Source organism: Parasphingopyxis sp. (genome assembly GCF_052168295.1).
Lineage (GTDB): Bacteria > Pseudomonadota > Alphaproteobacteria > Sphingomonadales > Sphingomonadaceae > Parasphingopyxis.
In genome coordinates this window covers 1-23,187 of record NZ_JBQLZN010000016.1, presented here as the reverse complement: position 1 = coordinate 23,187, position 23,187 = coordinate 1, and the positions used below count along the sequence as shown (strand labels likewise).

The window sequence follows — 23,187 nt, the reverse complement described above, 5'->3', positions numbered from 1 at the left end:
TCCGCGATGCGCGACAAGCGAAAGAAAAGTCGTACAGGAGAGATTCCCCCATGTCCGTGATCACCACCGAACGTCATGACGACGTGCTCGTCATCATTTCCGACAATCCGCCGGTCAACGCGCTGGGCCAGGCCGTCCGCCAGGGGCTCGCCGACGGCATCGAAGAGGCGCTGGGCGACGATAGCGTCAAGGCGGTCGTCATCCGTTGCGACGGGCGGACCTTTTTCGCCGGCGCCGACATCACCGAATTCGGCAAGCCGCCCCAGGGCCCGGGGCTCGGCGATGTGCTCGACCAGATCGAGGCGAGCGACAAGCCGGTCGTCGCGGCGATCCACGGTACGGCGTTGGGCGGCGGGTGCGAGGTTGCGCTGGCCTGCCACTATCGCGTTGCCGTTCCCTCGGCGAAGCTCGGCCTGCCGGAGGTGAAACTCGGCCTGATTCCGGGCGCGGCGGGCACACAGCGCCTGCCGCGGGTCGTCGGTGCGGAGGCGGCGCTGCCGATGGTGGTGGTCGGCAATCCGATCCCGGCAAAAAAGGCGGAAAGCATCGGGCTGGTGGATCGGATCGTCGGCGAAGACAGTCTCGCCGAGGACGCGATCGCCTTTGCCCGCGAACAGATCGGCAAGCCCGTTCCGCGCGCCAGCGAGGGCACCGCCAATCGCGACGGCGTCGAAAATCCGGCGATCTTCGACGAATTCCGCGCCAAGCACGGCCGCAAGCTGCGCGGTTTCGACGCGCCCGAGGCCGGCATACAGGCGGTAAAAGCCGCAGGCGAGCTGTCTTACGAGGAAGGCGTCAAGAAAGAACGCGAACTGTTCATGGGGCTGATGGCGGGCACCCAGTCCGCGGCCATGCGCCACTATTTCTTTGCTGAGCGCGCGGCCAACAAGATCGAGGGGATCGCCAAGGATATTGAACTCATCCCGATCAAGAAGGTCGGCGTGATCGGTGCCGGCACGATGGGCGGCGGCATCTCGATGAACTTCCTCTCCGCCGGAATCCCGGTGACGATCCTCGAAATGGAGCAGGAAGCGCTTGATCGCGGCACCGGCGTGATGCGCAAGAATTACGAGCGCACGGCATTGCGCGGCCGGATGACCGGAGAGCAGGTCGAGCAGGCGATGGGCCTGCTGACGTCGACACTCGACTATGCCGATCTCGCCGATTGCGATCTCGTGATCGAGGCGGTGTTCGAGAATATGGATGTGAAGAAAGAGGTATTCGCCAAGCTCGATGAGACGGTGAAGCAGGGCGCGATCCTCGCTTCGAACACCAGTTATCTGAATGTGGACGAGATTGCGACGGCGACGAACCGGCCCGAATATGTGCTCGGGCTGCACTTCTTCTCGCCGGCCAATATCATGAAGCTGCTCGAGGTCGTGCGCGGCGACAAGACCTCCGACCAGGTACTCGCCACATGCATGAAGCTCGCGAAAAAGATCGGCAAGATCGCCGTCGTCGCCGGCGTGTGCGACGGCTTTATCGGCAACCGCATGCTCAGCCCGCGCCAGCAGCAGGCCAATGCGCTGATCATGGAGGGCGCCAATTACTGGGAAGTCGATGAGGTGCTGCTCGATTTCGGTTTTCCGATGGGGCCGTTCCAGATGTCGGACCTGGCCGGCCTCGATATCGGCTGGCACCGCGATCCGAGCCGGATAGAGAGCGTGCGCGATGCGCTGTGCGCGATGGACCGGCGCGGGCAGAAGACGGGTGCCGGCTTTTACGACTATGACGAGGCGCGCCAACGCACGCCATCCGACGATGTCAAAAAGGTCATCGCCGAATTCGCGGAGAAACAGGGCGTCGAACAGCGCGAAATCTCCAAGGAGGAGATCCAGGAACGGCTGCTCTATCCGATGGTCAATGAAGGCGCGCTGATCCTCGAAGAGGGCATGGCGCAGCGCGCGAGCGATATCGATGTCGTCTGGATCAACGGCTATGGCTGGCCGCTCTACACCGGCGGCCCGATGTTCTGGGCCGATACGATCGGGTTGGGCACGGTAGTCGCCGGTCTGGAGAAGCATCGCGAGCGGCTTGGCGAGAAGTTCAAATTGTCGCAATTGCTGGCCGACAAGGCGGCTGCCGGCGAGCGGTTCAACGGATGATCGCAACGAACGAACGCTCCGCCATCGAAACGGCCCGCGCCATCGCGAAGGGCGAAACCAGCGCCGTCGCCGAATGCGAGGCCGCGATTGCGCGGATCGAGGAACGGGACGCGGATATCAACGCGGTCGTGGTCCGCGATTTCGATCGGGCGCGCGAGGCGGCGAAAGCAGCCGATGCGGCAGTCGCCGCGGGCGAAGCGAAGCCGCTGCTCGGCGTGCCGATGACGATCAAGGAATCGCACGACATGGCCGGCCTGCCGACGACATGGGGCGTGGAATCGGCGAAGGATTTCATCGCGCAACGGGATTCGCTCGTCGTCCGGCGGTTGAAGGCGGCCGGCGCCGTGCTTCTCGGCAAAACCAATGTGCCGCCGATGCTCGCCGACTGGCAGTCGGACAATCCGATCTATGGCCGTACCAGCAATCCGCATGATCTGTCGCGCGTCGTCGGCGGCTCTTCGGGCGGGTCGGCCGCGGCGCTGGCGGCAGGCATGGTCCCGCTCGAATATGGCTCGGACATCGGCGGCTCGATCCGTATCCCGGCCAATTTCTGCGGCGTGTACGGCCTCAAGCCGACCTATGGGATCGTGCCGCTCGAAGGCCATTACTTCCCGGGGACGGACGGCGCGGATATCCCGCTCTCGGTGACCGGGCCGCTCGCGCGCACGGCCGAAGATCTGGCGCTGGCGATCAACCTGACATCGGACATCGCGCTGCCCGGCGCCCCGTCGCGCGCGCTCAAGGACTATCGCCTGCTGGTCGTGACCGATACCGATCTCGCGATCGTCGATGATCAAATTTCCGCAGCGGTTGAGCGCGTCGCTGAGCAGTGTGCACAGGCCGGTGCGACGGTGTCGCGATCCAGCGACCTGCTGCCCGATCTCGCCGCACTGCACAGCGAATATCTGCACATGCTGCTCACCGTGCTGGCAGTGCGCGATCCGGCATCCGACTATCCGCTGCCCGACCTGCCGGGCTGGTGCGACATGCTCGACAAGCAGGCACGGGCCCGCCGGCAATATCGCGCGCTGTTCGAGGGGTTCGACGCCATCCTGTGCCCCAATGCGGGCGTCACGGCGTTCGAGCATACGCCCGTGCCGATGCGCGACCGCAAGCTCGTGATCAACGGCGAGGAACGCGATTTCGGCGAACAGTTCGGCTGGGTCAGCATCGCGACCTATCCGGGGCTCCCCGCGATCAGCGCGCCGATCGGCGCAGACGCGGACGGCCTGCCGATCGGCTTGCAGATTATCGGCGATATCCATGCCGATCATACGGTGGTGGAGCTGGCGCGATTGATCGGTGCCGCGGCCGATGGTTGAGCGACACGCGTCGGAAACGCCGCTCGCATGGCTGACGCTGCTTTCGACCACCATCCATTTCGTCCTGGAGACCTGGTATCATCTGACATGGGGGCAGCCGCTGCAAGCGTTGATAGTCGATTATATCTGCGTTGCGCTGATGGTCTTCGGCGGAGTCGCCTCCTTACGCGTGCGTCCGCGCAGCGCGGCGGGTTTGCTCGCGGCTGGCTGGGCCTTTGCACTCGGCTTCGGCTGGCGAAGTGGGTTCGGTCGGCTCGAACTACGAAATAGTGGTGCGGACAATGTCCAGGGCGAAGCCGATTTCGTCCTGCCGATTGTGATGACGTCGCTTGTCTTTGTCGTGATCGGCTTGCTCTGGTCGCTTTGGCTGGGCTGGCGACAGGCCCGCGGTTTGTCCGAGCGGTAGCGCTAACCCGCTATCCCTTGCCATCGCCGGACAGCTATGCTTGACGTTAACGGAAACCAGCTGCGGGGAGCGGCGAGCGAGAAGAGGATTCCAATGGCAGGGTTGAGCGACGAACAGGTTATGCTGCGCGATATGGCGCGCGAATGGTCGGACAAGGAAAATCCCGTCGGCGCGTTCCGCCAGATGCGCAATGCGGGCCACGATGAGGGCTACGACCCCGCCGTCTACAGCCAGATGGCCGAGATGGGCTGGACCGGCATCATCATTCCTGAAGAACATGGCGGCAGCGGGTTCGGCTTTACCGGGCTCGGCCTGGTGCTCGAGGAACTTGGGCGCAATGTCGCGGCGGCACCGCTCGCCGCCTCCTCGGCGGCGGCCGTGGCGATCATGCTCGGCGGATCGGACGAACAGAAGGCCAAATATCTGCCCAAGATCGCTAGCGGCGAACTGGTCGCGGCGCTCGCGATCGACGAGGGCGCGCATCACGATCCGGAAAAAATCGAAACAGCAGTCGAGGGTGGCAAGCTCAACGGCAAGAAGGCGTTCGTCGCCGAGGGCGATAGCGCCGGGCTGTTCGTCGTGGCGGCGAAGGACGGGCTCTACCTGGTCGATGGCGATGCGGACGGCGTGTCGCGCTCGACGCGCAAGATCGTCGATTCCCGCAGCCATGCGGAGATCACGCTCAAGGACGTGGCCGTCGGCAACGATTCCCGCCTTGCCGAAGGCGGCGACGACCTGCTCGCCAAGGTTCTGGATTGCGCGCGCGTCATCGCCTGCGCGGAAATGCTCGGTCTCGCCGTGCAGGCCTTCCAGACGACGAACGATTATCTCAAGACCCGCGTGCAGTTCGGCCAGGTGCTGTCGAGCTTCCAGGCGCTCCAGCATCGCATGGCGGAGATGTTCGGCGATATCGAGATGATGCGATCGGCCGTCGAAGCCGCGCTCACCGCGCTGGACAGCGACATTGGCAGTTCGGGGCAGGCCGTCGCGATCGCCAAGGCGACCGCCAACGATGTCGTCAATCGTATCACTCGCGAGATGATCCAGATGCATGGCGGCATCGGCATGACCGACGAGCATGACGCCGGATTCTATTTCAAGCGCGCGCGCGTGCTGGAAACCCAATGGGGCAATTCCGGCTTCCATCGCGAACGCTTCGCGCAGTTCAACGGCTATTGATCGGCTGCCCGCCATCGCCCGCCGCGCGTGACGGATAGCGCCGCCGATCTGGAGCGGCGCGAGGCCGAGTATGAGCGGTTCGTCGAGACGAACCTGCGCCGCAATTACATAGCGCATTTCGCGCATGGCATGCTCGGGATGACGGGCTTCCGCATCCTGATGGCGCCGACCTTCCTGCCCGCCTATCTGTTCGCGCTGACCGGATCGAATTTCCTCGTCGGCGTCGGCCAGTCGCTGATGCAGGCGGGCGCGGCGGTCTCCCCGGTCATGAGCGCGTCCAATATCGAGCATCGCACGCGCGTGATGCCCGCCGCGCTATGGATCGGCATCGCGATGCGCGTTCAGATCCTGGGCTTGGCGCTCGCCGGCTATTTCATGACCGGTTCGCCACTGCTGCTGGCGACGTTTCTGTTTCTGTTCCTGCTCGGCTTTTTCCAAGGCCAGCAGCGGGTTGTCTTCCAGATGCTGCTCTCCAAGGTCATTCCGATCGCCAGGCGCGGCCGCCTTCAGGCGTATCGCAACGTCGCGGGCGCGGGCATCGCGGCCTTGCTCTCCTATTTCGCCGGCGCCTGGTTCATCGAACAGGACGTGCTCGGCAACGGCTATGCGACGACGTTCCTTCTGTCCTTCGTTCTCACCAGCCTCGGCCTCGTCGTCCTCTACCGCTTCGTGCGCGAGCCCGAGCCGCCGACCGTGCGTCCGCAAATGTCCATGCGCGAGCGGCTGCGCGATTTTCCCGAGCTGCTGTCGGACCGCGACTATCGCTGGTTCCTGATCGCGCAGCTCTTCGCGGTCGCGGCGCGCGTGTCGCTGCCCTTCTATATTCTCTACGCCGCCGATGTGATGGATATGAGCGGCGCGGCGATCGGTCTGCTTACGGTCGCGTTCCTCGGTGCGGATACGATCTCCAACATCCTGTGGGGCCATCTCGGCGATCGCTTCGGTTACCGGCTGACGATGATCCTGGCCTTGCTCGTCTGGCTCGTCGCGCTCGGGCTGTTGCTCGTCGCGAACGGCCCCATACCCATCTTCATCGCCTTTTTCGGGATCGGCGCCTCGATGTCCGGCTATATGATGAGCGCGACGACGATCGTGCTGGAATTTGGCAGCCGCGAAGACCTGCCGATGCGCCTTGCGCTTTCGACATCGGCCGAGACGACCATGGCAGCAATCGGCCCGCTGGCCGGCGGGGTTATCGCGAGCGCCTTCGGCTATGTCCCGCTGTTCTGGCTCTCGATTGGCCTGCTCGCGGTCGCGCTGATGGTGCTTTTCTTCATCGTCCGCGAGCCGCGCAACCGGCGCTAGGGCACGTCCGCCTTTTCGAACCCGTCCCAGCAGCCGTCATAATCGAGCTGCAGCAGCGGCGTATCCATGGCGAAGCGGGTCGGCCTGATCGGCAGGCAGCTTTCGAACATGAAGGCCATCGTGTCGTCGATCTTTTGCGGTTCGAGATCGGCGGCCATCGCCGCTTCGGTCGACGCTTTGTCCGGCCCATGCGCGTTCATGCAATTGTGCAGGCTTGCGCCGCCCGGCGCGAAGCCGCCGGCCTTGGCGTCATATTCGCCATGAATCAGCCCCATGAACTCGCTCATGATGTTGCGGTGGAACCAGGGCGGGCGGAACGTATCCTCGCCGACCAGCCAGCGCGGCGGGAAGATCACGAAATCGCAGTTCGCGACGCCCGAAGTTGGCGAAGGTGACGTCAATACGGTGAAGATCGAGGGGTCGGGATGGTCGAAGCTGATCGAACCGATGGTATTGAAGCGGGAAAGGTCATATTTCACCGGCGCGAGATTGCCGTGCCAGGCGACGACGTCGAACGGCGAGTGATCGAGCGTCAACTTCCACAACCTTCCGGCAAACTTCTGGATCAGTTGCGTCGGCGTATCGCCATCATCGTGCCACGCGACGGGGCTCAGGAAATCGCGCGCATTGGCAAGCCCGTTCGATCCGATGGGGCCGAGATCGGGCAGGCGGAACGGCGCGCCGTAATTCTCGCAGACATAGCCGCGCGCTTCGCCATCGGTCAGGTCCACGCGGAATTTCAGGCCGCGCGGGACGATACAGATTTCGTTGGGCGCGACATCGAGAATGCCCAGCTCCGTCACGATGCGGAGCGCGCCCTGTTGCGGCACGATCAGCATCTCGCCATCCGCGTTGAAGAAGGCGCGGCCGTCCATCGAGCGGTTCGCCGCATAGAGATGGATGCCGATCCCGGTCTGGCCGTCCGCCGCACCGTTGCCGGCCCAGGTGACGAGTCCGTCCACCCAGTCGAGTTCCGCTTCGGGCATGGGCAGCGGGTCCCAGCGCAGCCGGTTCGGCTCGAAATCGGCGCCCGTGATCGGCGCGGTCTCGATCCGCTCGCCGCCGCGATAGGGCTCGAACCGGCCATGCATCGCGCTCGGCCGCATCCGGTAGAGCCAGCTCCGGCGGTTGTGATCGCGCGGCACAGTGAAAGCAGTGCCCGAAAGCTGTTCGGCGTAAAGGCCGAAGGCAGGCCGCTGCGGACTGTTGCGACCCTCGGGCAACGCGCCCTGAGCCGCCTCGGTCGCGAACTCGTTGCCGAAGCCGGATTGGTATTCAAGCATTTCCATCACTCCCCGTCATTCCCGCGAAAGCGGGAATCCCGCTGCCTTTCCATAGCCGAATGGCAGATTGCGGCAGCGGGATTGAGAAACAAGCGGGATTCCCGCTTTCGCGGGAATGACGCAGGATTGCAGGCTCAAGCCTCTTCCTTCGCCGGAATAACGCCCCGACGGACCTGGTCGAGTTCGATGCTCTCGAACAGCGCCTTGAAATTGCCCTCGCCAAAGCCGTCATTGCCCTTGCGCTGGATGATCTCGAAGAAGATCGGCCCAACCATATTCTCGGTGAAGATCTGCAGGAGCAGGCCGCCGCCGGTTTCCGGCGCACCGTCGATCAGGATCTTGCGCTCGCGCATCGCGTCCACGTCATGGCCATGGCCGGGCAGGCGCTTGTCGAGCAGGTCGTAATAGGTGTCCGGCGTATCCTGGAAGCGCACGCCGCGTTCGCGCAGCGCATCGACCGTGCCGAAGATGTCGTCGGTCGAAAGCGCGATATGCTGGATGCCTTCGCCCTTATAGTCGCGAATAAATTCTTCGATCTGCGAGTGCTCGTCCTGGCTCTCGTTCAGCGGAATCCGGATCTTGTCGTCCGGCGCGGTCATTGCGCGGCTGAACAGGCCGGTCGATTGCCCCTCGATATCGAAATAGCGGATCTCGCGGAAGTTGAAGATGCGCTCATAATATTCGGACCAGACGTCCATCTGGCCGCGGCGGAGGTTATGCGTCAGATGATCGAGCGTGTGCAGGCCGACGCTGTTATCGTCCGCCGACGCGCCTTCGACCGGCTCGAAATCGATATCGTAGATCGTTGCCGCGCCGCGCTTGTCGACGAGATAGAGATTGGCGCCGCCGATCCCCTCGATCGCCGGAATATTGAGCTCGGCCGGGCCGACCTTGCCCTCGACCGGCACCGCGCCGCGTTCGACCGCGAGATCGAGCGCCTTGGCCGCATCCTTGACGCGGAACGCCATCGCATTGGCCGAGGGGCCGTGGCTCTCGCGGAATTTCGCGGCCTGGCCGTCCGGCTCCATGTTCAGGATGAAGTTGATGTCGCCTTGCGCATAATGGCGGACGTTTTTCGAGCGATGGTTGCCGACATGGGTGAAGCCGAGCTTCACGAACAGATCGGCCAGCGCATCGGGATCGGGCCCGGTGAATTCGACGAATTCGAAGCCATTCAGGCCCATGGTGTTTTCAGGCGGGTTTTCGGTCGTATCGGTCATGTGACTATTCCTCAAAAGGCGAATGGGTAGTGGGGGGTTCGCCAGCCTTTTTCGGGCGCATCGCCCGCTGGCGTGTGGGCGCGCCGCCCGGCATTCGGGCGCGCGCAAAGGGCTAAAGCGCGAGCGAGCGGCTCAGCCGATGGACCGTCCAGTAAGCGTTGGAATAGCAATGTCGGTTCATGGCGACAGATATAGCGCAGAAATCGCGATTTGTCAGGGGCAGCCGGACTGGCCCGTGCCGCCCGCGATCTGGGACATGATCGCCAGCGGCCGGTCCTCATTGTCGGTAAAGAAGGCCATCCACTCCTCGGTGCCGTCTTCATGGCGATGGATCATGTGCGGCGCATTCGTGAAGGCTATACCGCGGTCCTCCATCTCGGCGCTTGCCGATCGGATATCATCGACGCGGAAATAGATTATGGACTCGGCCGCGTCGCCCTCGCCTTCGGAGAGGAAGAGCCGAACGCCGCCGCAATCGAAAAATGCGAGATTGCCGAAGGAATAGAGGAGTTTCAGGCCCAGCGTTTCGCCATACCAGTGACGGGCGTCCTCGATGTTGCTGACGGTGCGGGCGATCTGGCCGACGGGCCCGAGCGTGAATGGCTGCGTCATGACGGGTTCCTTTGCGTTGAGAGGGCTGTCGCGCCGCACGCCGGTCCAGCGGCGCAGGTCCGCGCGGCTCGAAAAGCCGAGCTTCTGCAGCGCATTGGCGACGTGATATTTGACGGCGTCCGTGCTGACGCCCTGGCGGCGGGCGATGGCCGGATTGGTGAGGCCGTGGCGCACGGCTTCGACGACCCGCCATTCGGCGGGGGTCAGGATATCGGGATGCGGTGGTCGGCCGCGTTTACCGTTCCGTGCCATGCCTGCCGCAATAGCATGGCCGATAGCGATTTTCCCTACCCGCTAGCCGAGTATACCCTCGCCGCGCAGCTTTGCACATTCATCTGCGGACAGGCCCAGCCGGTCCCTGAGAACTGCTTCGGTATCCTGCCCCAGGGCGGGCGGCGGCGTTGCGTCGTCCATCGGCGATGCGCCCAGCCGCAACGGACTGGCGACCTGCGGGACGCCCGCGATTTCGTGGCTGAGCCCGCGATGGATGGCCTGGGGTTCAGCGAAAGCCTCCTCGATCGTGTTGATCGGGCCAAAGGGGACATTGGCCACGATCAGCGCATCGGTCCATTCGGCCGTGGTGCGCTTCTTCATCGCTTCGGCCAGCGGCGGGATCAGCGTGTCGCGATTTTCGACGCGCGCGCCGTTGGTGCGGTAACGCGCATCGTCCGCCATTTCGCCATGGCCGAGCAGCGCGGCGAAACGCGCGAACTGGCTGTCATTGCCGACCGCGACGATGATCCAGCCGTCGGCCGTCTCGAAGGGCTGGTACGGCACGACATTGGGGTGCGCGTTGCCCGTGCGGCCTGGTGCTTCGCCGGAAACAAGATAGTTCAGCGCCTGATTGCCGAGACTCGACAGCGCGACGTCGAACAGCGCGATATCGATATGCTGGCCTTCGCCCGTCCGTTCGCGCTGATAGAGTGCGGCGAGGATCGCGGCGGCGGCGTTCATGCCGGTGGTCAGATCGACCATCGCGACACCCATCCGGCGTGGCGGGCCGTCCGCATTGCCGGTGATAGACATGAAACCGCTCATCGCCTGGATCATCAGGTCGTAGCCGGGTTTGTCGGCATCGGGGCCGTCCTGCCCAAAGCCCGTGATCGAGCAGCAGATGAGGCGCGGGTTGGCCGCGCGCAGGCTTTCATGATCGAGGCCGTATTTCCTGAGGCCGCCGCGCTTGAAATTTTCGACGACGATATCGCTCTGCGCGGCGAGATCGCGGATCAGTTTTTGGCCCTCCGGCTTGGCGATATCGATGGCGACCGACTTCTTGTTGCGGTTGGCGGCCAGATAATAGCCGGCCGTGCGGTCCTCGCCCTCGCCATGCCAGGGCGGGCCCCAGCCGCGCGTATCGTCGCCGATACCGGGCTTTTCGATCTTGATGATTTCCGCGCCAAGATCGCCAAGCATCTGTGTCGCCCAAGGCCCGGCCAGTACGCGCGACAGATCGAGGACACGGATATCGGACAGGGCTTTGGCGGTCATGGTCTATTTGTATTCCTGCGCAGGCAGGAATCCAGAGCCGCAAACCGTATTGCGTACGGCCCTGGGCTCCTGCCTGCGCAGGAGCACCTTATCCCGTAAAAGCCTGAATGCCGGTGATTGCCCGGCCGAGGATGAGCGCATGGACGTCATGCGTGCCTTCATAGGTGTTGACCGTTTCGAGATTCACCAGATGGCGGATCACATGATACTCGTCGGCGATCCCGTTGCCGCCATGCATGTCGCGGGCATTGCGCGCGATATCGAGCGCCTTGCCGCAATTGTTGCGCTTGATGAGCGAAATCATCTCCGGCGCCCATGTGCCCGCATCGATGTTACGCCCGACGGCGAGCGCGGCGTTGAGTCCGAGCGCGATCTCGGTCTGCATATCGGCGAGCTTCTTCTGCACCAGCTGCGTCGCGGCCAGCGGCCGGCCGAACTGCTTGCGTTCGAGCGTGTAGTCGCGGGCCCGATGCCAGCAGTCCTCGGCGGCGCCCATCGAGCCCCAGGCGATGCCGTAGCGCGCCTTGTTGAGGCAGCCGAACGGTCCGCCCAGGCCCCGCGCATTGGGCAGCCTGTTTTCTTCCGGCACGAACACTTCGTCCATCACGATCTCGCCGGTGATCGAGGCGCGCAGGCTCATTTTCCCCTCGATCTTGGGGAAGGAGAGGCCGTCCATGCCGCGCTCCACGATGAAGCCGCGGATTACGCCCTCATCGTCCTTCGCCCAGACGACGCCGATATCGGCGATCGGCGAATTGGTGATCCACATCTTCGCGCCGGTCAGCGAGTAGCCGCCGTCGACCGCTTTGGCGCGCGTCTTCATGCTGCCGGGATCGGAGCCGGCATCGGGCTCGGTCAGCCCGAAACAGCCGACCATCTCGCCGGTCGCGAGCTTGGGCAGGTATTTTTCACGCTGCTCTTCGGTGCCATAGGCGTGGATCGGATGCATGACGAGCGAGGACTGCACGCTCATCGCCGAGCGATAGCCGGAGTCCACGGCCTCAACCGCCCGGGCCACAAGGCCATAGGCGACATGCGATACGCCGGCGCAGCCATAACCGTCGATCGTGCAGCCGAGCAGGCCCAGTTCGCCGAGCTCGTTCATGATTTCGCGGTCGAACCGTTCCTCGCGAGTCGCGGTCAGAACGCGGGGCAGCAGCTTCTCCTGCGCATAATTGCGCGCCGTCTCGTACACCATCTTCTCTTCGTCGCCGAGCTGGCTTTCGAGCAGAAAGGGATCGTCCCAGCGATAGGTGAAGCTTGGCTTTTCCGCTGACTTTACAGGCGTTTCGATATTCACTTCCGGTTCCTCGAGCTGATCTTGGGGCGGCATTAGCATAGTGTGCCGGCGAGCGCGACCATTCCGGGCCACGCCATTGTCGCGCAAATGCGTGACGTGCGTCACACTCCATTCATCGCATTTCGGCAATAAGGAACGCACCCGGACAGGGGCGCAGAACGCGAATTTGTTCGGCACAAGCCATCATGGGATGACCCGGTTTTATGCGACCCGGCCGGGCTTTCCATGGTGGCTTGACCATTTTCCGCCTCAGCTCGATCGCCTCGTCGACCATCACGATAGGTTCATCGAATAGCGTTGTCGCCGCGCGCATCAGGCCGATGTGATGCAGGGGTCAGTGGAGGCATTCATGAAAACCATCACCTTGGCCGTTCTCTTGTCGGCATCGATCGCCGTTTCGCCGGCCGGTGCTACCGATCGCGCTACCGACGAGGCGCAGCTGCGTCACATCAAGACCGAGACCTGGCCGGGCTTCTACCGCGAGCAGGATGTCGAGGGATTGTGCGCCTATCTCGCGCCCGGTTTCGTCAATATCGCGCCTGACGGATCGGCGAGCGAGCGCGCGGCGGAAATCGCCTGGGTGGCCGCCAATGAGTGGAACCCGGCCAACTTCCGCTACATCGTCGACCGGATCGACTGGTTCGGGCCCGATCTCGCGATGGTGACCGGGCGAGGCCTGAGCGAACGGACGGACGAAGAAGGCCGCCCGTGCGATCACAGCTATGCGTCTACGAACATGGTTCGCCGTGCACCGGATACGGCGCTAGGTTGGCAGGCGCTCGCGAGCCATGTCTCGGGAACCCGCTGCGTAGTTCGCGCGGAGGACTAGACCAGCTCCACTGCCACCGCCGTCGCCTCGCCGCCGCCGATGCAGAGGCTCGCTACGCCGCGCTTGAGGCCGCGCTTTTCGAGCGCGTTGAGCAGCGTCGCCATGATCCGCGCGCCCGAAGCGCCGATCGGGTGGCCAAGCGCGCAGGCGCCGCCATTCACGTTGATCTTGTCGTGCGGGATGCCGAGCTCCTGCATCGCGATCATCGCGACGACGGCGAAGGCCTCGTTGACCTCGAACAGATCGACATCGTCGACGCTCCAGCCGGCCTTGTCGAGCACCTTGCGGATCGCCGGTACGGGGGCGGAGGTGAACTTACCCGGTTCATGCGCATGGGCCGCATGGGCGATAATCCGCGCCTTGACCGGCATGCCCTTTTCGGTTGCCACGCTTTCCCGCGTCAGCACGAGCGCCGCGGCACCGTCGGAAATCGAGGAGGCGTTGGCCGCCGTCACGGTACCATCCTTGGCGAAGGCGGGCTTGAGCGTCGGGATCTTGTCGGGCCGGGCATTGCCAGGCTGTTCGTCGGTGTCGACCGTTTCGCTGCCCTTGCGGGTTTTGACCTCGACCGCGACGACTTCGCCGTCGAACGCGCCGCTCTCGATTGCAGCGTTCGCGCGCGAGAGGCTCTCGATCGCGTAATCGTCCTGCCGTTCGCGGGTGAACTGATATTCCTGCGCGGCTTCTTCCGCGAAGCTCCCCATCAGGCGGCCTTCCTCATAGGCATCCTCAAGCCCGTCGAGGAACATCGAATCCTTGATCGCGTCATGGCCGATCCGCGCGCCGCCGCGATGCTTCTTCAGGAGATAGGGCGCGTTGGTCATGCTCTCCATGCCGCCCGCGACGATGATGTCGGCGGTGCCCGCTTTCAGCGCATCATGCGCCATGATCGCGGCCTGCATGCCGCTGCCGCACATTTTGTTGACTGTGGTCGCCTCGGTGGAGATCGGCAGACCGGCGCCCATGCCGGCCTGGCGCGCCGGGGCCTGGCCGAGGCCGGCGGGCAGCACGCAGCCCATGAAAATCTGCTCGACATCCTCGCCATCAACACCGGCCCGCTCGATCGCCGCTTTCACGGCGGTCGCCCCCAGTTGCGGCGCCTCCACGGCGGAGAGACTGCCCTGGAAACCGCCCATCGGCGTGCGGGCATAGGAAGAAATGACGATCGGATCGGCGGACATAAGCGACTCTCTGGTTTCGAAAAAGGGTGATGACTCTCAACTAATCCTTCGATCAACGGCTTTCCAGAGCCGATGCCCAACCTTTCTTATCCGCCGCTTTATGCTAGCTATCCGCGCATAAATGTCTCGGGAGGGGAATATCATGTCGCGGGCTCGCTTTCTTCAATTCGCCGTGAGCGCCGTCGCGCTTGCCGTTGCCGCACCGATTGCCGCGCAGGACGCCGAAGAGACAGCCGAATGGGACGTCTCGAACCCGCCGCTCCCCACGCGCCCCGTCACTATCGACGTGACCGAAGGCACCTGGATGAATGTCGATGTCAGCCCGGACGGCGGGACCATCGCCTTCGACCTGCTGGGCGACATCTACACGATGCCGATCACCGGCGGCACGCCGACGCGTATCGCCAGCGGGCTCGCCTGGGAGGTCCAGCCGCGTTTCTCGCCGGACGGCAGCCGGATCGCCTTCACCTCGGATCGCGGCGGCGGCGACAATATCTGGGTCATGGACGCGAACGGCGCGAATATGCGCCAGGTCACGAACGAGGATTTCCGCCTTCTGAACCAGCCCGACTGGTCGCCGGACGGGCAGTATATCGTGGCGCGCAAGCATTTCACGACCGGGCGCTCGCTCGGCACGGGCGAGGTCTGGCTCTACCATGTCTCGGGCGGCGGCGGCGTTCAGCTCGTCGAACGGCCCAACGAGGATTTCCAGAAGGATCTCGGCGAACCCGTCTTCTCGCCCGACGGCACCGGCGTCTATTTCAGCCGCAACACGACGCCCGGCAACCAGTTCATCTACGCACAGGATTCGAACACGCAGCTCTTCGCCGTCGAGCGCTACGACATGGCGACCGGCGAGCGCGAGACTGTGGTCGACGGTGAGGGCGGGGCGCTCAATCCGCGTCCCTCGCCCGACGGTCGTTACATGGCGTTCGTCCGGCGCGAGCGGACCCAGTCGCAGCTCTGGATCAAGGATCTGCGCAGCGGCGAGGAGCGGGCCGTCTATACCGATCTCGACCGCGACATGCAGGAAACCTGGACCGTCTACGGCACCTATCCGCGCATGGACTGGACGCCCGACAGCCGGAGCATCGTCTTCTGGGCGGGCGGCGAGATCCGGCGCGTCGATGTCGCGAGCGGCGAGGCACAGACGATCCCCTTCCGGGTGTCCGACACGCGCGACATTATCGATCCGCCGCGGCCCGAGATCGAGGTCGCGCCTTCGCAATTCACGACACGCATGCCGCGCTTCGCCAGCGTGTCGCCCGATGGCCGGCAGGTCGTCTTCGAAACCCTTGGCCGGCTCTATATCCGCAACACGGGCAGCGGATCGCCGCGCCGGCTGACGAACCAGACCGATGCGTTCGAACTGTTCCCGAGCTGGTCGCGCGACGGGCGGCGGATCGCCTATGTACGCTGGACCGACGACGGGCTCGGCCAGGTGCGCGTGATGAACGCCAATGGCGGCGGCGATCGCGCGGTGACGAGCGAACCCGGCCATTACCGCAATCCGCGCTTCTCGCCCGACGGTTCGACGATCGTCTTCGAGAAGGGCGAGGGCGGCTTCCTGACGTCGGGCGAATGGTCCGAACGCACCGGAATCTATCGCGTTTCTGCCTCGGGCGGCACCGCCGAACGCGTCACCGATACGGGCTCGAACCCGCATTTCGGCGCGAGCGGCGACCGGATATTCCTGACCGTCAGCGAGGAGAACAAGCAGCGCCTGATCAGCGTCGATCTCTCCGGTAACGACCGGCGCGTCCATGCTTCGGGCGAGCTCGTAACGAGCTACGAGGTATCGCCCGACGGCGATACGCTGGCCTTTACCGAGAATTACAACGCCTTCGTGGTGCCGATGCTGCCGGGCACGCAGGATCTGCAATTGAGCGCGACTGCGAGCGCGCTGCCCGTCGTCCGCGTCAGCGGCGACGGCGCCACCTATCCGAGCTGGAGCAACGGGGGCGACCGGCTGCACTGGTCGCTTGGCCCCACGCTCTACACGGTCGCCGCCGATACCGTCTTCCCGGCATCGCCGGCCGCCGAAGGCGAGGAACGCCCGGATTTCGTGCCGCCGGCCACCGGCATCTCGCTCGCCGTCTCCGCCCAGGCGGTCGAAGGTGACAGCCGCATCGCCTTTACCGGCGCGCGGATCGTCACGATGCAGAGCGAGGATGGCGGCATCATCGAAAACGGCACGATCGTGATCGATGGCAACCGGATCGCGGCGGTCGGCCCGGCGGATACGACCGCCATTCCGGCCGGCTATCAGACGGTCGATGTCTCCGGCGCGACGATCATTCCCGGCCTCATCGATGCGCATGCGCACGGTCCCTATGGCGTCGGCGATATCATCCCGCAGCAGAATTGGGACACGATCGCGCATCTCGCCTTCGGAGTGACGACCGTGCACGATCCGTCCAACACCGCGAGCCATGTCTTCCCGGCCGCCGAGATGCAGCGCGCCGGCATGATCCTGGCCCCCCGCATCTTCTCGACGGCGGAGATCGTCTACGGCGCCCGCGCGCCGAGCCGCTATGCGCTGATAAACGATCTTGAAGACGCGCAGGAGCATGTCCGGCGCCTGCGCGTGCAGGGCGCGCATTCGATCAAGAATTACAACCAGCCCCGCCGCGATCAGCGCCAGCAGGTCGTCGCCGCCGCGATAGAGCAGAATATCGCCGTCGTCGCCGAGGGCGGCTCGCTGTTCGGCATGGACATGGCGCTGATCGCCGACGGCAACACGACGCTCGAGCACAATATTCCGCAGGCCGTGCTCTACGAGGATGTGCTGAGTTTCTTCGGCCAGACCAATGTCGGCTACACGCCGACGCTGACGGTGACCTATTCGGGCTTGGCCGGCGATCCATACTGGCGTGCGCATACCGATGTCTGGCGCCATCCGATCCTCTCGCGCCATGTGCCGCCGCGTCTGTTGCAGGCGAATTCGGTGCGGCGGACGATCGCGCCTGAAGAGGATTATGTCGACGACGAGGCCGCCGCGGCCGCGCATGCGCTGGCCCTGCGCGGCGTGCCGGTCAGCATCGGCGCGCATGGCCAGCAGGAGGGGCTCGCCGCGCATTGGGAGATGTGGAGTTTCGCGCGCGGCGGGATGAGCCCGCTCGAAGCGCTGCGCACCGCGACCATCGTGCCGGCGCAGGCGCTCGGCTTCGCGCGCGATATCGGCAGCCTCGAAGTCGGCAAGCTCGCCGATCTCGTCATCCTGAATGCCGATCCGACCGCCGATATCCGCAACAGCGACGATATCCGCTATGTGATGCTCGGCGGGCGGCTCTACGATCCGATGACGATGAACGAGACGATCACCGGCAATCGCACGCGCGATCCCTATTTCTGGGAATAGCGGACGGTATCGTCGCAACGGATTACGACGAACCGACTCATAGATGCGGCGCGCTGCGCCCCTGAGGTAGCATCGCTCATTCGCGCTTCAGCTACCGCGCCCTATAGTTGCGGCGAAGCGGCGAGCGGGGGCTTGCCGGAAATTGCGAGGGAATCTCCGTCATGCGTAACAGGATTTCGGCCGGAATATCATCGATTTGCCGTCGCGCGGCATGTGTCGCGCTGGCGTCTGTCGCGCTGACCGGCTGTTCCGGCATCATCCCGCAGGCCGCGGCGCAGAACGCCCAGTCGAACACGCCCTATATCGCGCCGCCGCCCCAGGAAACGCGCCAGCCGGAGCGCGCCGAGATGCCGCGCGGCCCCTCCCGCCAGCTCAGCGAGGCGATCGAGGCGCTGGGCCGCGATTTCAGCGGCGAAGTCGGCATTGCCGTCCGCGATGTCGAAGAAGGCTGGACGGTGTCGTGGAACGGCGAGCGCTGGCTGCCGCAGCAGAGCGTCAGCAAGACCTGGGTGGCGATGACGGTGCTGGACCAGGTCGATCGCGGCGAAATGTCGCTCGACCGGATGGTCCGCGTGCGTCCCGAGGATGCCGTGGTGTTTCACCAGCCGATGCTTTCGCGCATGGGCAATGGCGGGTTCCAGGCCTCCATCCGGGAACTGTTCGTCCAGGCGATGACGCGCAGCGATAATCTTGCGAACGACCGGCTGCTCTGGCTTGCCGGTGGCCCGGACGCGGTGCGCGCCTTTTTCGCGCGCAACGATCTCCAAGGGCTGCGGTTCGGGCCCGGCGAACGCGAGTTGCAGGCCGGCATCGCGGGCCTCACCTGGCGGCAGGCCATGGCCCGCGGCCGCGCCTTCTACACCGCCCGATCCAATCTCGCGCAGAGCATCCGCCGCGCCGCGATGGACCGCTATCTGGCCGATCCGGTCGACGGTGCGACGCCGAACGGCATGGTCGAGGCCTTGGCCCGGCTCGCACAGGGCGAATTGCTGTCCGAGCGCTCGACGCGGCTGATGATCGATACGATGCGCGCCTCGCGCACGGGGCCGCGGCGGCTAAGCGGCGGTGTGCCGAGCGGTTGGCAGTTCGGCCACAAGACGGGCACCGGCCAGAATCTGAACGGCATGGTCGCCGGATATAACGATGTCGGTATCCTGACGACGCCGGACGGGCGCAACTATGCGGTGGCCGTTCTGATCGGCAATACGCGGGTCGGCATTCCCGCGCGCCAGCAACTGATGCAGCGCGTGATGGGGCAGGTCGTAAGCCACCACCTCCGGCGTCGCTACGAACTGTTCACCGGCGGTATCCGCACGTCCGACTAGCGAGCGCGGCTAAGCGTCGAGCATGCGCGCGCCATGGGCAGCCCGCATGCTGTGCCGCCCGGCGATCTCCGTCGAACGCGCGCGGATCGTGTCCATGAACAGCCATTCGCCGGTCGCCGCCTCGGGCGTGAGCGTCACGGTCAGATAGCCGCGCTGCGACGTATCGGCCCAGCGCATGTCCGGGCTGGCGGCGACCATCGCCTGCGCCAATGCATCCGGCGGTATTTGCGGCAACAGCCCATCGAAGCCGGGCGACGTGACGCTCTGGCCCGCAAATTCGACGCCGACCGCCGCCCCGTCCTGCTGCAGGTCATAGGCCCAGCTATTGTGTGTGTCCCCGGTAAGCACGAGAAGATTGGCGTCGGCTTCCTGCGCGGCGCGGAACAGCCGGGCGCGGGCCGCCGGATAGCCGTCCCAGGCGTCGAGATTAAGCGGTAGGCCCGCGCGGGTCGCGGCGGCGAAGAGGCGGGCGCGCTGCCGCACCAGTTCGTTCTCGCTGTTCGCGATTTCCTCGGCGAGCGGCAGCGGGAAATGCGTCCGCCCCATGACGACCTGCTGCGCGAGCACCTGCCAGCGCGTGCCAGAAGCCGTCGATTCGGCCATCTGCCGGGCGACCCAGGCCTCCTGCTCGGCGCCCATGATCGTGCGCGCCTCGTCCGACCAGGGCCCGTCGCGAAAGGCCGCGAGGTTGCCGGCCATGCCGCCGCCGTCGCCGACAGCGGCCGCATAATCGAGCTGCTGGCTGCGTGCCGTGATCCGCGTTTCGGGCAGGATGATCGTGGCCAGATCGCCGATCTGATAGCTGTCCCAGGGCGCATCGGAGACGGGCATCCAGTCGCGATAGGCCTGCAGGGCCGCCCGCTTGCGCACTTCCCAGTCGCCTTCGTCGGGCTGGTGGTTTTCCGCCCCGCCGACCCAGGGATCGTTGGTGATCTCGTGATCGTCCCAGCGCGCGATCATCGGGAAGTTGCGATGGAGCGCGGCGAGGTCCGGATCGGCGCGATAAGTGGCGTAGCGCAGCCAGTAATCGGCGAGCGCCAGCGTCTCGTATGACGGCATCAGATCGCGCCCGGCGAGCGCCTGCTCCTCGGACGGGTAACGCCCCATTTCATATTCGTAGAAATAGTCGCCCGTGTGGATCATCAGGTCGATATCGCTGCGCGCGGCGGCATGCGCATAGGCGTTGAAATGCCCAAAGCGGAAATTGGAACAGGAGAAGACGCCGAGCGTGAACCGGCCGGTCGGCCCCTCGGGCAATGTCCGTGTGCGTCCGATCGGCGATGCCGTGCCGTCCGGCGCGACGAAGCGGTAGAAATACCAGCGATTGGGCGCGAGGCCGTCGACCGTGACCTTGGCCGTGAAATCATGCGCATTGCGCGCCGGGGTTTCGCCGCGGCCGACGATCCGGCCGAACTCGGCGTCTTCGGCGACTTCCGCGCGCAGTGCGGGTTCGCCCTCCGAGACGTAGCGCGTCCACAGGAGCACCGAGTTCGCCGACGGCTCGCCCGAGGCGACTTGATGGGTGAAGCCGCGCGCCGCAATCAGCCGCGCCCCGGCCGGGGTGGCAAGCGCGCCGAGGCCGAAAAGGCCGGTCTGAAGAAGCAGCCGTCTGTCCATCATGATCGTCATCGCGAATCCCTTTCTTTTCTCGCCTTATCCCCTGTCAGCGTTGCAGCGCGATGACGGCGCGCGTCAGAGCTGCGTCCTCAAACTCCATAACTCGGGAAAGGCGCGTTTCGACAGCGTCGATTGCAGATAGGGCACGCCCGCCGTGCCACCCGTACCGCGCTTGCCGCCGATGACGCGCTCCACCGTCACCACATGTTTGTGCCGCCAGCTCGCCATCGCATCGTCCATATCGACGAGCTTTTCGGCAAGCTGGTATAATTCCCACCAGCGCTCGGTGTCCCGATACACGGTCGCCCAGGCGTCTTCGACCGCGGCGCTGGGCGCATAGGGCGCCGTCCAGTCGCGCTCGAGCACGTCGTCCGGGATGGGCAGGCCCGCCCGCGCTGCCGCCTTATTGGCTTCGTCCCACAGGCTCGGCGACTCCAGCGCCGCGCGCATGGCGTGCTGCTCGGGGCTGTCTTCGTCCTGATGCTTGAGATGGCTCGCATCCTTGAGGCCGAGCATGAATTCGACCTGGCGGAACTGGGCGGACTGGAAACCCGAACTCGTCCCGAGCACGTTGCGAAAACGCGTATAATCGGCGGGCGTCATTGTCGCGAGCACATCCCAGCTCAGCGTCATGACCGCCTGTATCCGGCTGATCCGCGCGAGGCCCTTATAGGCAGGCACCAGCGCATCCTCGCGCACCAGCGCCAGCGCCTGCTCCATCTCGAAGATGATCTGCTTGAGCCACAGTTCCTTGGTCTGGTGGATGATGATGAACAGCATCTCGTCATGCCGCCCCGAAATCGGATGCTGCGCCGAAAGCAGCGGATGGAGCGCGAGATAGCGCCCATAGGTCATGTCGTCGGGGGATTGGGTCATGGGCGGATGCTTAGCCCGGGCTGCGCGATGCCGCCAGTGGGTGTGCATGTGCTAGCCGCCGCGCGCTTTCAGAGCGGAATGACCGTTTGCGACCCTATTGCGGACGTTGGCGATTAAGCGCCCTTCCTGTAGAGTGCTGTCTCGGGGGAAGGCTATGGCACTTGCGGCGACCGGCAACGAAGCTCCGGTGATATCGAGGGCCGACCGCATATTCTTTTCAGGCTTTGCCCTCGCCACCACTGTCACGGCATTCCTCGGCTTCACCTTTACATATTTCACCCCGATGCTGACCGGAAGTTATCCGGATTTGTCGCCATTCGTGCACATCCATGGCTGGTCGTTCTTCCTCTGGTATCTTCTGTTTCCAATGCAGGCTGCGCTGATCGCGGCCAACCGTTCTAAACTCCACATGGCCTTCGGACGCGCGAGTGTTGCGCTCGCATTGCTCATGATCGTCACAGGAGTGTTCGTGCTTGCAGTCCGGATGGATGATGCGTTGAGCGGCGACGCTGACGGGTTCCTCGCCTTCCTGCGGTATGTTGGCTCGCTGATCTTCTCCAATATCCTGCTCTTTGCGGTCTTCTATGCGCTCGCCATTCGCATGGCCATGAAAGGGCGCTTTCAGGCACACAAGCGGTGGATCGTATTGGCGAGCTCGGCTGGCTTGGGTGCGGCACTTTTCAGGGTGTTCGGATTCCTCTTCGGACCAGTCGCATGGGCTGATACCGGTTGGGTCCTGGCCACAAACGCCTTCATGGTGTCGGCGATAGTCTTCGACCGGTTATTTCACGGCAAAGTCCATCCGGTCTATTGGCACGGGTTGGCGTTCGCGATCGCGGTTGAGGCAATGCTATGGCCTTTCCCGGGTAATCCGGTCGTAGCTCAACTTAATTCATCGCTCGCATGGATCGGAGACTATGTCAGAGTGATCTATTAGACTGGCAGACAGTCAGGCCTCTTTGTTGCGACTGTCCGCTCCCCACCCAAAAAACAGCATCGCGGCGTAATGGATCAACGCCCTAAACCCGCTCCGCCTGGCTCACGACATCGGCGGCGCGCAGGGCGGCGAGGATGCGCATCAGGTGGGCGCGGTCGTGCACCTCGATATCGACGCAGAAGCTGTGGAAGCTGCCGTCGCGATTTTCGAGCTTCACGTTGAGGATATTGGCGGCATGGGTGCCGAAAATGCCCGCCATCACGGCGAGTGCGCCGGGCTCGTTCTTCAGGACGACGCGCATCGGGGCCGTGCCGCCGTCCGAACCGTCGCCCCAGTTGACCGACAGCCAGTCGGCATCGTTGCCATCGGCGAGCGTCTCGCAATCGATGGTGTGGATCTCGATATCCTCGCCCGTGCGCCGGATGCCGACGATCCGGTCGCCGGGGATTGGGTGGCAGCATTGGGCGAGCTGGAACGCGACGCCCGGCGTCAGCCCCTTGATCGAGATCGCCTGGCCCTTGGGCGGTACCGCGCTGTGCAGGTCGCCGCTGCCCATGCCGGGCATCAGTGCTTCCATCAGCGCGCGATCGTCGATCTCCTTGCGCGCGATCTTCTCCATCAGCGCCTCTTCCTTGGCGAGCTTGAGCCGCTTGAGCGCGGCCTTGGTCGCGCCGCGGCCGAGCGGGGCGGGGAGGCGGGCGACGACCTGGTCGAACAGCTTGCGGCCGAGCGAGATCGTCTCCTCTTTCTCCTTCTGGCGAACGAAGCGGCGGATCGCGGCGCGCGCCTTGCCGGTGACGACGAAGCTCAGCCAGCCGGGATCGGGATGCTGGTTGTCGGA

Annotated in this window: 18 protein-coding genes; 9 read left to right on the top strand and 9 right to left on the bottom strand. The window is 64.6% G+C overall.

Annotated features, from left to right (window positions below):
- The first annotated feature begins 50 nt into the window (after positions 1 to 50).
- From ACTS1Z_RS02470 to ACTS1Z_RS02450, 5 genes are all read left to right on the top strand, one after another.
- Positions 51 to 2,105 (top strand): 3-hydroxyacyl-CoA dehydrogenase NAD-binding domain-containing protein, encoded by a 2,055-nt coding sequence (locus tag ACTS1Z_RS02470; protein WP_442622853.1) that lies wholly within the window; start codon positions 51 to 53, stop codon positions 2,103 to 2,105.
- The gene (locus tag ACTS1Z_RS02465) at positions 2,102 to 3,427 is read left to right on the top strand and encodes an amidase family protein (protein WP_442622852.1); all 1,326 of its coding nucleotides are present in this window, start codon (positions 2,102 to 2,104) and stop codon (positions 3,425 to 3,427) included. Before ACTS1Z_RS02470 ends, ACTS1Z_RS02465 begins: the two co-directional genes overlap by 4 nt.
- The gene (locus ACTS1Z_RS02460) at positions 3,420 to 3,833 is read left to right on the top strand and encodes a hypothetical protein (protein WP_442622851.1); all 414 of its coding nucleotides are present in this window, start codon (positions 3,420 to 3,422) and stop codon (positions 3,831 to 3,833) included. Before ACTS1Z_RS02465 ends, ACTS1Z_RS02460 begins: the two co-directional genes overlap by 8 nt.
- Positions 3,834 to 3,926: 93 nt before the next feature.
- Complete coding sequence (locus ACTS1Z_RS02455; RefSeq protein ID WP_442622850.1) at positions 3,927 to 5,012, top strand: acyl-CoA dehydrogenase family protein; 1,086 nt, start codon at positions 3,927 to 3,929, stop codon at positions 5,010 to 5,012.
- 27 nt (positions 5,013 to 5,039) lie between these two features.
- Positions 5,040 to 6,317, top strand: coding sequence for an MFS transporter (locus ACTS1Z_RS02450; RefSeq protein WP_442622849.1), 1,278 nt, complete (start codon positions 5,040 to 5,042; stop codon positions 6,315 to 6,317).
- On the opposite strand, the gene hmgA is transcribed toward ACTS1Z_RS02450, so the two are convergent.
- The 5 genes from hmgA to ACTS1Z_RS02425 form a co-directional block, all read right to left on the bottom strand.
- Positions 6,314 to 7,600: a homogentisate 1,2-dioxygenase gene (gene hmgA / locus ACTS1Z_RS02445; protein WP_442622848.1), complete on the bottom strand. Its 1,287-nt coding sequence runs from the start codon at positions 7,598 to 7,600 to the stop codon at positions 6,314 to 6,316. The genes ACTS1Z_RS02450 and hmgA overlap by 4 nt on opposite strands.
- A gap of 134 nt (positions 7,601 to 7,734) precedes the next feature.
- Positions 7,735 to 8,820, bottom strand: a complete 1,086-nt coding sequence (gene hppD, locus ACTS1Z_RS02440) for a 4-hydroxyphenylpyruvate dioxygenase (RefSeq protein ID WP_442622847.1) — start codon at positions 8,818 to 8,820, stop codon at positions 7,735 to 7,737.
- A 213-nt stretch (positions 8,821 to 9,033) separates the two neighbouring features.
- The gene (locus ACTS1Z_RS02435) at positions 9,034 to 9,684 is read right to left on the bottom strand and encodes a LuxR C-terminal-related transcriptional regulator (RefSeq protein ID WP_442622846.1); all 651 of its coding nucleotides are present in this window, start codon (positions 9,682 to 9,684) and stop codon (positions 9,034 to 9,036) included.
- 42 nt (positions 9,685 to 9,726) lie between these two features.
- A complete protein-coding gene (locus ACTS1Z_RS02430) occupies positions 9,727 to 10,920 on the bottom strand; it encodes a CaiB/BaiF CoA transferase family protein (RefSeq protein ID WP_442622845.1) in 1,194 nt (397 codons plus the stop codon).
- 88 nt (positions 10,921 to 11,008) lie between these two features.
- Entirely contained in the window at positions 11,009 to 12,253 is a 1,245-nt protein-coding gene (locus ACTS1Z_RS02425) for an acyl-CoA dehydrogenase (RefSeq protein WP_442622844.1), read from the bottom strand.
- A 316-nt stretch (positions 12,254 to 12,569) separates the two neighbouring features.
- Between ACTS1Z_RS02425 and ACTS1Z_RS02420 the strand changes: the two genes are divergently transcribed.
- Complete coding sequence (locus tag ACTS1Z_RS02420) at positions 12,570 to 13,049, top strand: DUF4440 domain-containing protein (RefSeq protein ID WP_442622843.1); 480 nt, start codon at positions 12,570 to 12,572, stop codon at positions 13,047 to 13,049.
- On the opposite strand, the gene ACTS1Z_RS02415 is transcribed toward ACTS1Z_RS02420, so the two are convergent.
- Positions 13,046 to 14,230: an acetyl-CoA C-acyltransferase gene (locus ACTS1Z_RS02415; RefSeq protein WP_442622842.1), complete on the bottom strand. Its 1,185-nt coding sequence runs from the start codon at positions 14,228 to 14,230 to the stop codon at positions 13,046 to 13,048. The genes ACTS1Z_RS02420 and ACTS1Z_RS02415 overlap by 4 nt on opposite strands.
- Before the next feature lie 142 nt (positions 14,231 to 14,372).
- On the opposite strand from ACTS1Z_RS02415, the gene ACTS1Z_RS02410 reads away from it, so the two are divergent.
- On the top strand, positions 14,373 to 17,591 hold the full coding sequence (locus ACTS1Z_RS02410; protein ID WP_442622841.1) for an amidohydrolase family protein: 3,219 nt from the start codon (positions 14,373 to 14,375) through the stop codon (positions 17,589 to 17,591).
- A gap of 161 nt (positions 17,592 to 17,752) precedes the next feature.
- The gene (bla, locus tag ACTS1Z_RS02405) at positions 17,753 to 18,916 is read left to right on the top strand and encodes a class A beta-lactamase (protein WP_442622840.1); all 1,164 of its coding nucleotides are present in this window, start codon (positions 17,753 to 17,755) and stop codon (positions 18,914 to 18,916) included.
- 9 nt (positions 18,917 to 18,925) lie between these two features.
- On the opposite strand, the gene ACTS1Z_RS02400 is transcribed toward bla, so the two are convergent.
- Entirely contained in the window at positions 18,926 to 20,545 is a 1,620-nt protein-coding gene (locus tag ACTS1Z_RS02400; RefSeq protein WP_442622839.1) for an alkaline phosphatase D family protein, read from the bottom strand.
- A gap of 63 nt (positions 20,546 to 20,608) precedes the next feature.
- On the bottom strand, positions 20,609 to 21,409 hold the full coding sequence (locus ACTS1Z_RS02395; RefSeq protein ID WP_442622838.1) for a tryptophan 2,3-dioxygenase: 801 nt from the start codon (positions 21,407 to 21,409) through the stop codon (positions 20,609 to 20,611).
- Between the two features lie 154 nt (positions 21,410 to 21,563).
- On the opposite strand from ACTS1Z_RS02395, the gene ACTS1Z_RS02390 reads away from it, so the two are divergent.
- On the top strand, positions 21,564 to 22,346 hold the full coding sequence (locus tag ACTS1Z_RS02390) for a hypothetical protein (RefSeq protein ID WP_442622837.1): 783 nt from the start codon (positions 21,564 to 21,566) through the stop codon (positions 22,344 to 22,346).
- A gap of 82 nt (positions 22,347 to 22,428) precedes the next feature.
- Here the strand turns inward: ACTS1Z_RS02390 and ACTS1Z_RS02385 are convergent.
- Positions 22,429 to 23,187 (bottom strand): RelA/SpoT AH/RIS domain-containing protein (locus tag ACTS1Z_RS02385; protein ID WP_442622836.1); only part of this gene is annotated, 759 nt, incomplete at its 5' end.

What these genes read in the sequence shown, in the direction of transcription:
- ACTS1Z_RS02435 (WP_442622846.1), bottom strand. Translation starts at nt 9,684, where the DNA reads ATGGCACGGAACGGTAAACGCGGCCGACCACCGCATCCCGATATCCTG.
- ACTS1Z_RS02390 (WP_442622837.1), top strand. Translation starts at nt 21,564, where the DNA reads ATGGCACTTGCGGCGACCGGCAACGAAGCTCCGGTGATATCGAGGGCC.
- ACTS1Z_RS02410 (WP_442622841.1), top strand. Translation starts at nt 14,373, where the DNA reads ATGTCGCGGGCTCGCTTTCTTCAATTCGCCGTGAGCGCCGTCGCGCTT.
- ACTS1Z_RS02460 (WP_442622851.1), top strand. Translation starts at nt 3,420, where the DNA reads ATGGTTGAGCGACACGCGTCGGAAACGCCGCTCGCATGGCTGACGCTG.
- ACTS1Z_RS02415 (WP_442622842.1), bottom strand. Translation starts at nt 14,230, where the DNA reads ATGTCCGCCGATCCGATCGTCATTTCTTCCTATGCCCGCACGCCGATG.
- ACTS1Z_RS02395 (WP_442622838.1), bottom strand. Translation starts at nt 21,409, where the DNA reads ATGACCCAATCCCCCGACGACATGACCTATGGGCGCTATCTCGCGCTC.
- ACTS1Z_RS02430 (WP_442622845.1), bottom strand. Translation starts at nt 10,920, where the DNA reads ATGACCGCCAAAGCCCTGTCCGATATCCGTGTCCTCGATCTGTCGCGC.
- ACTS1Z_RS02400 (WP_442622839.1), bottom strand. Translation starts at nt 20,545, where the DNA reads ATGACGATCATGATGGACAGACGGCTGCTTCTTCAGACCGGCCTTTTC.
- ACTS1Z_RS02455 (WP_442622850.1), top strand. Translation starts at nt 3,927, where the DNA reads ATGGCAGGGTTGAGCGACGAACAGGTTATGCTGCGCGATATGGCGCGC.
- ACTS1Z_RS02470 (WP_442622853.1), top strand. Translation starts at nt 51, where the DNA reads ATGTCCGTGATCACCACCGAACGTCATGACGACGTGCTCGTCATCATT.
- hppD (WP_442622847.1), bottom strand. Translation starts at nt 8,820, where the DNA reads ATGACCGATACGACCGAAAACCCGCCTGAAAACACCATGGGCCTGAAT.
- ACTS1Z_RS02465 (WP_442622852.1), top strand. Translation starts at nt 2,102, where the DNA reads ATGATCGCAACGAACGAACGCTCCGCCATCGAAACGGCCCGCGCCATC.
- ACTS1Z_RS02425 (WP_442622844.1), bottom strand. Translation starts at nt 12,253, where the DNA reads ATGCCGCCCCAAGATCAGCTCGAGGAACCGGAAGTGAATATCGAAACG.
- hmgA (WP_442622848.1), bottom strand. Translation starts at nt 7,600, where the DNA reads ATGCTTGAATACCAATCCGGCTTCGGCAACGAGTTCGCGACCGAGGCG.
- bla (WP_442622840.1), top strand. Translation starts at nt 17,753, where the DNA reads ATGCGTAACAGGATTTCGGCCGGAATATCATCGATTTGCCGTCGCGCG.
- ACTS1Z_RS02420 (WP_442622843.1), top strand. Translation starts at nt 12,570, where the DNA reads ATGAAAACCATCACCTTGGCCGTTCTCTTGTCGGCATCGATCGCCGTT.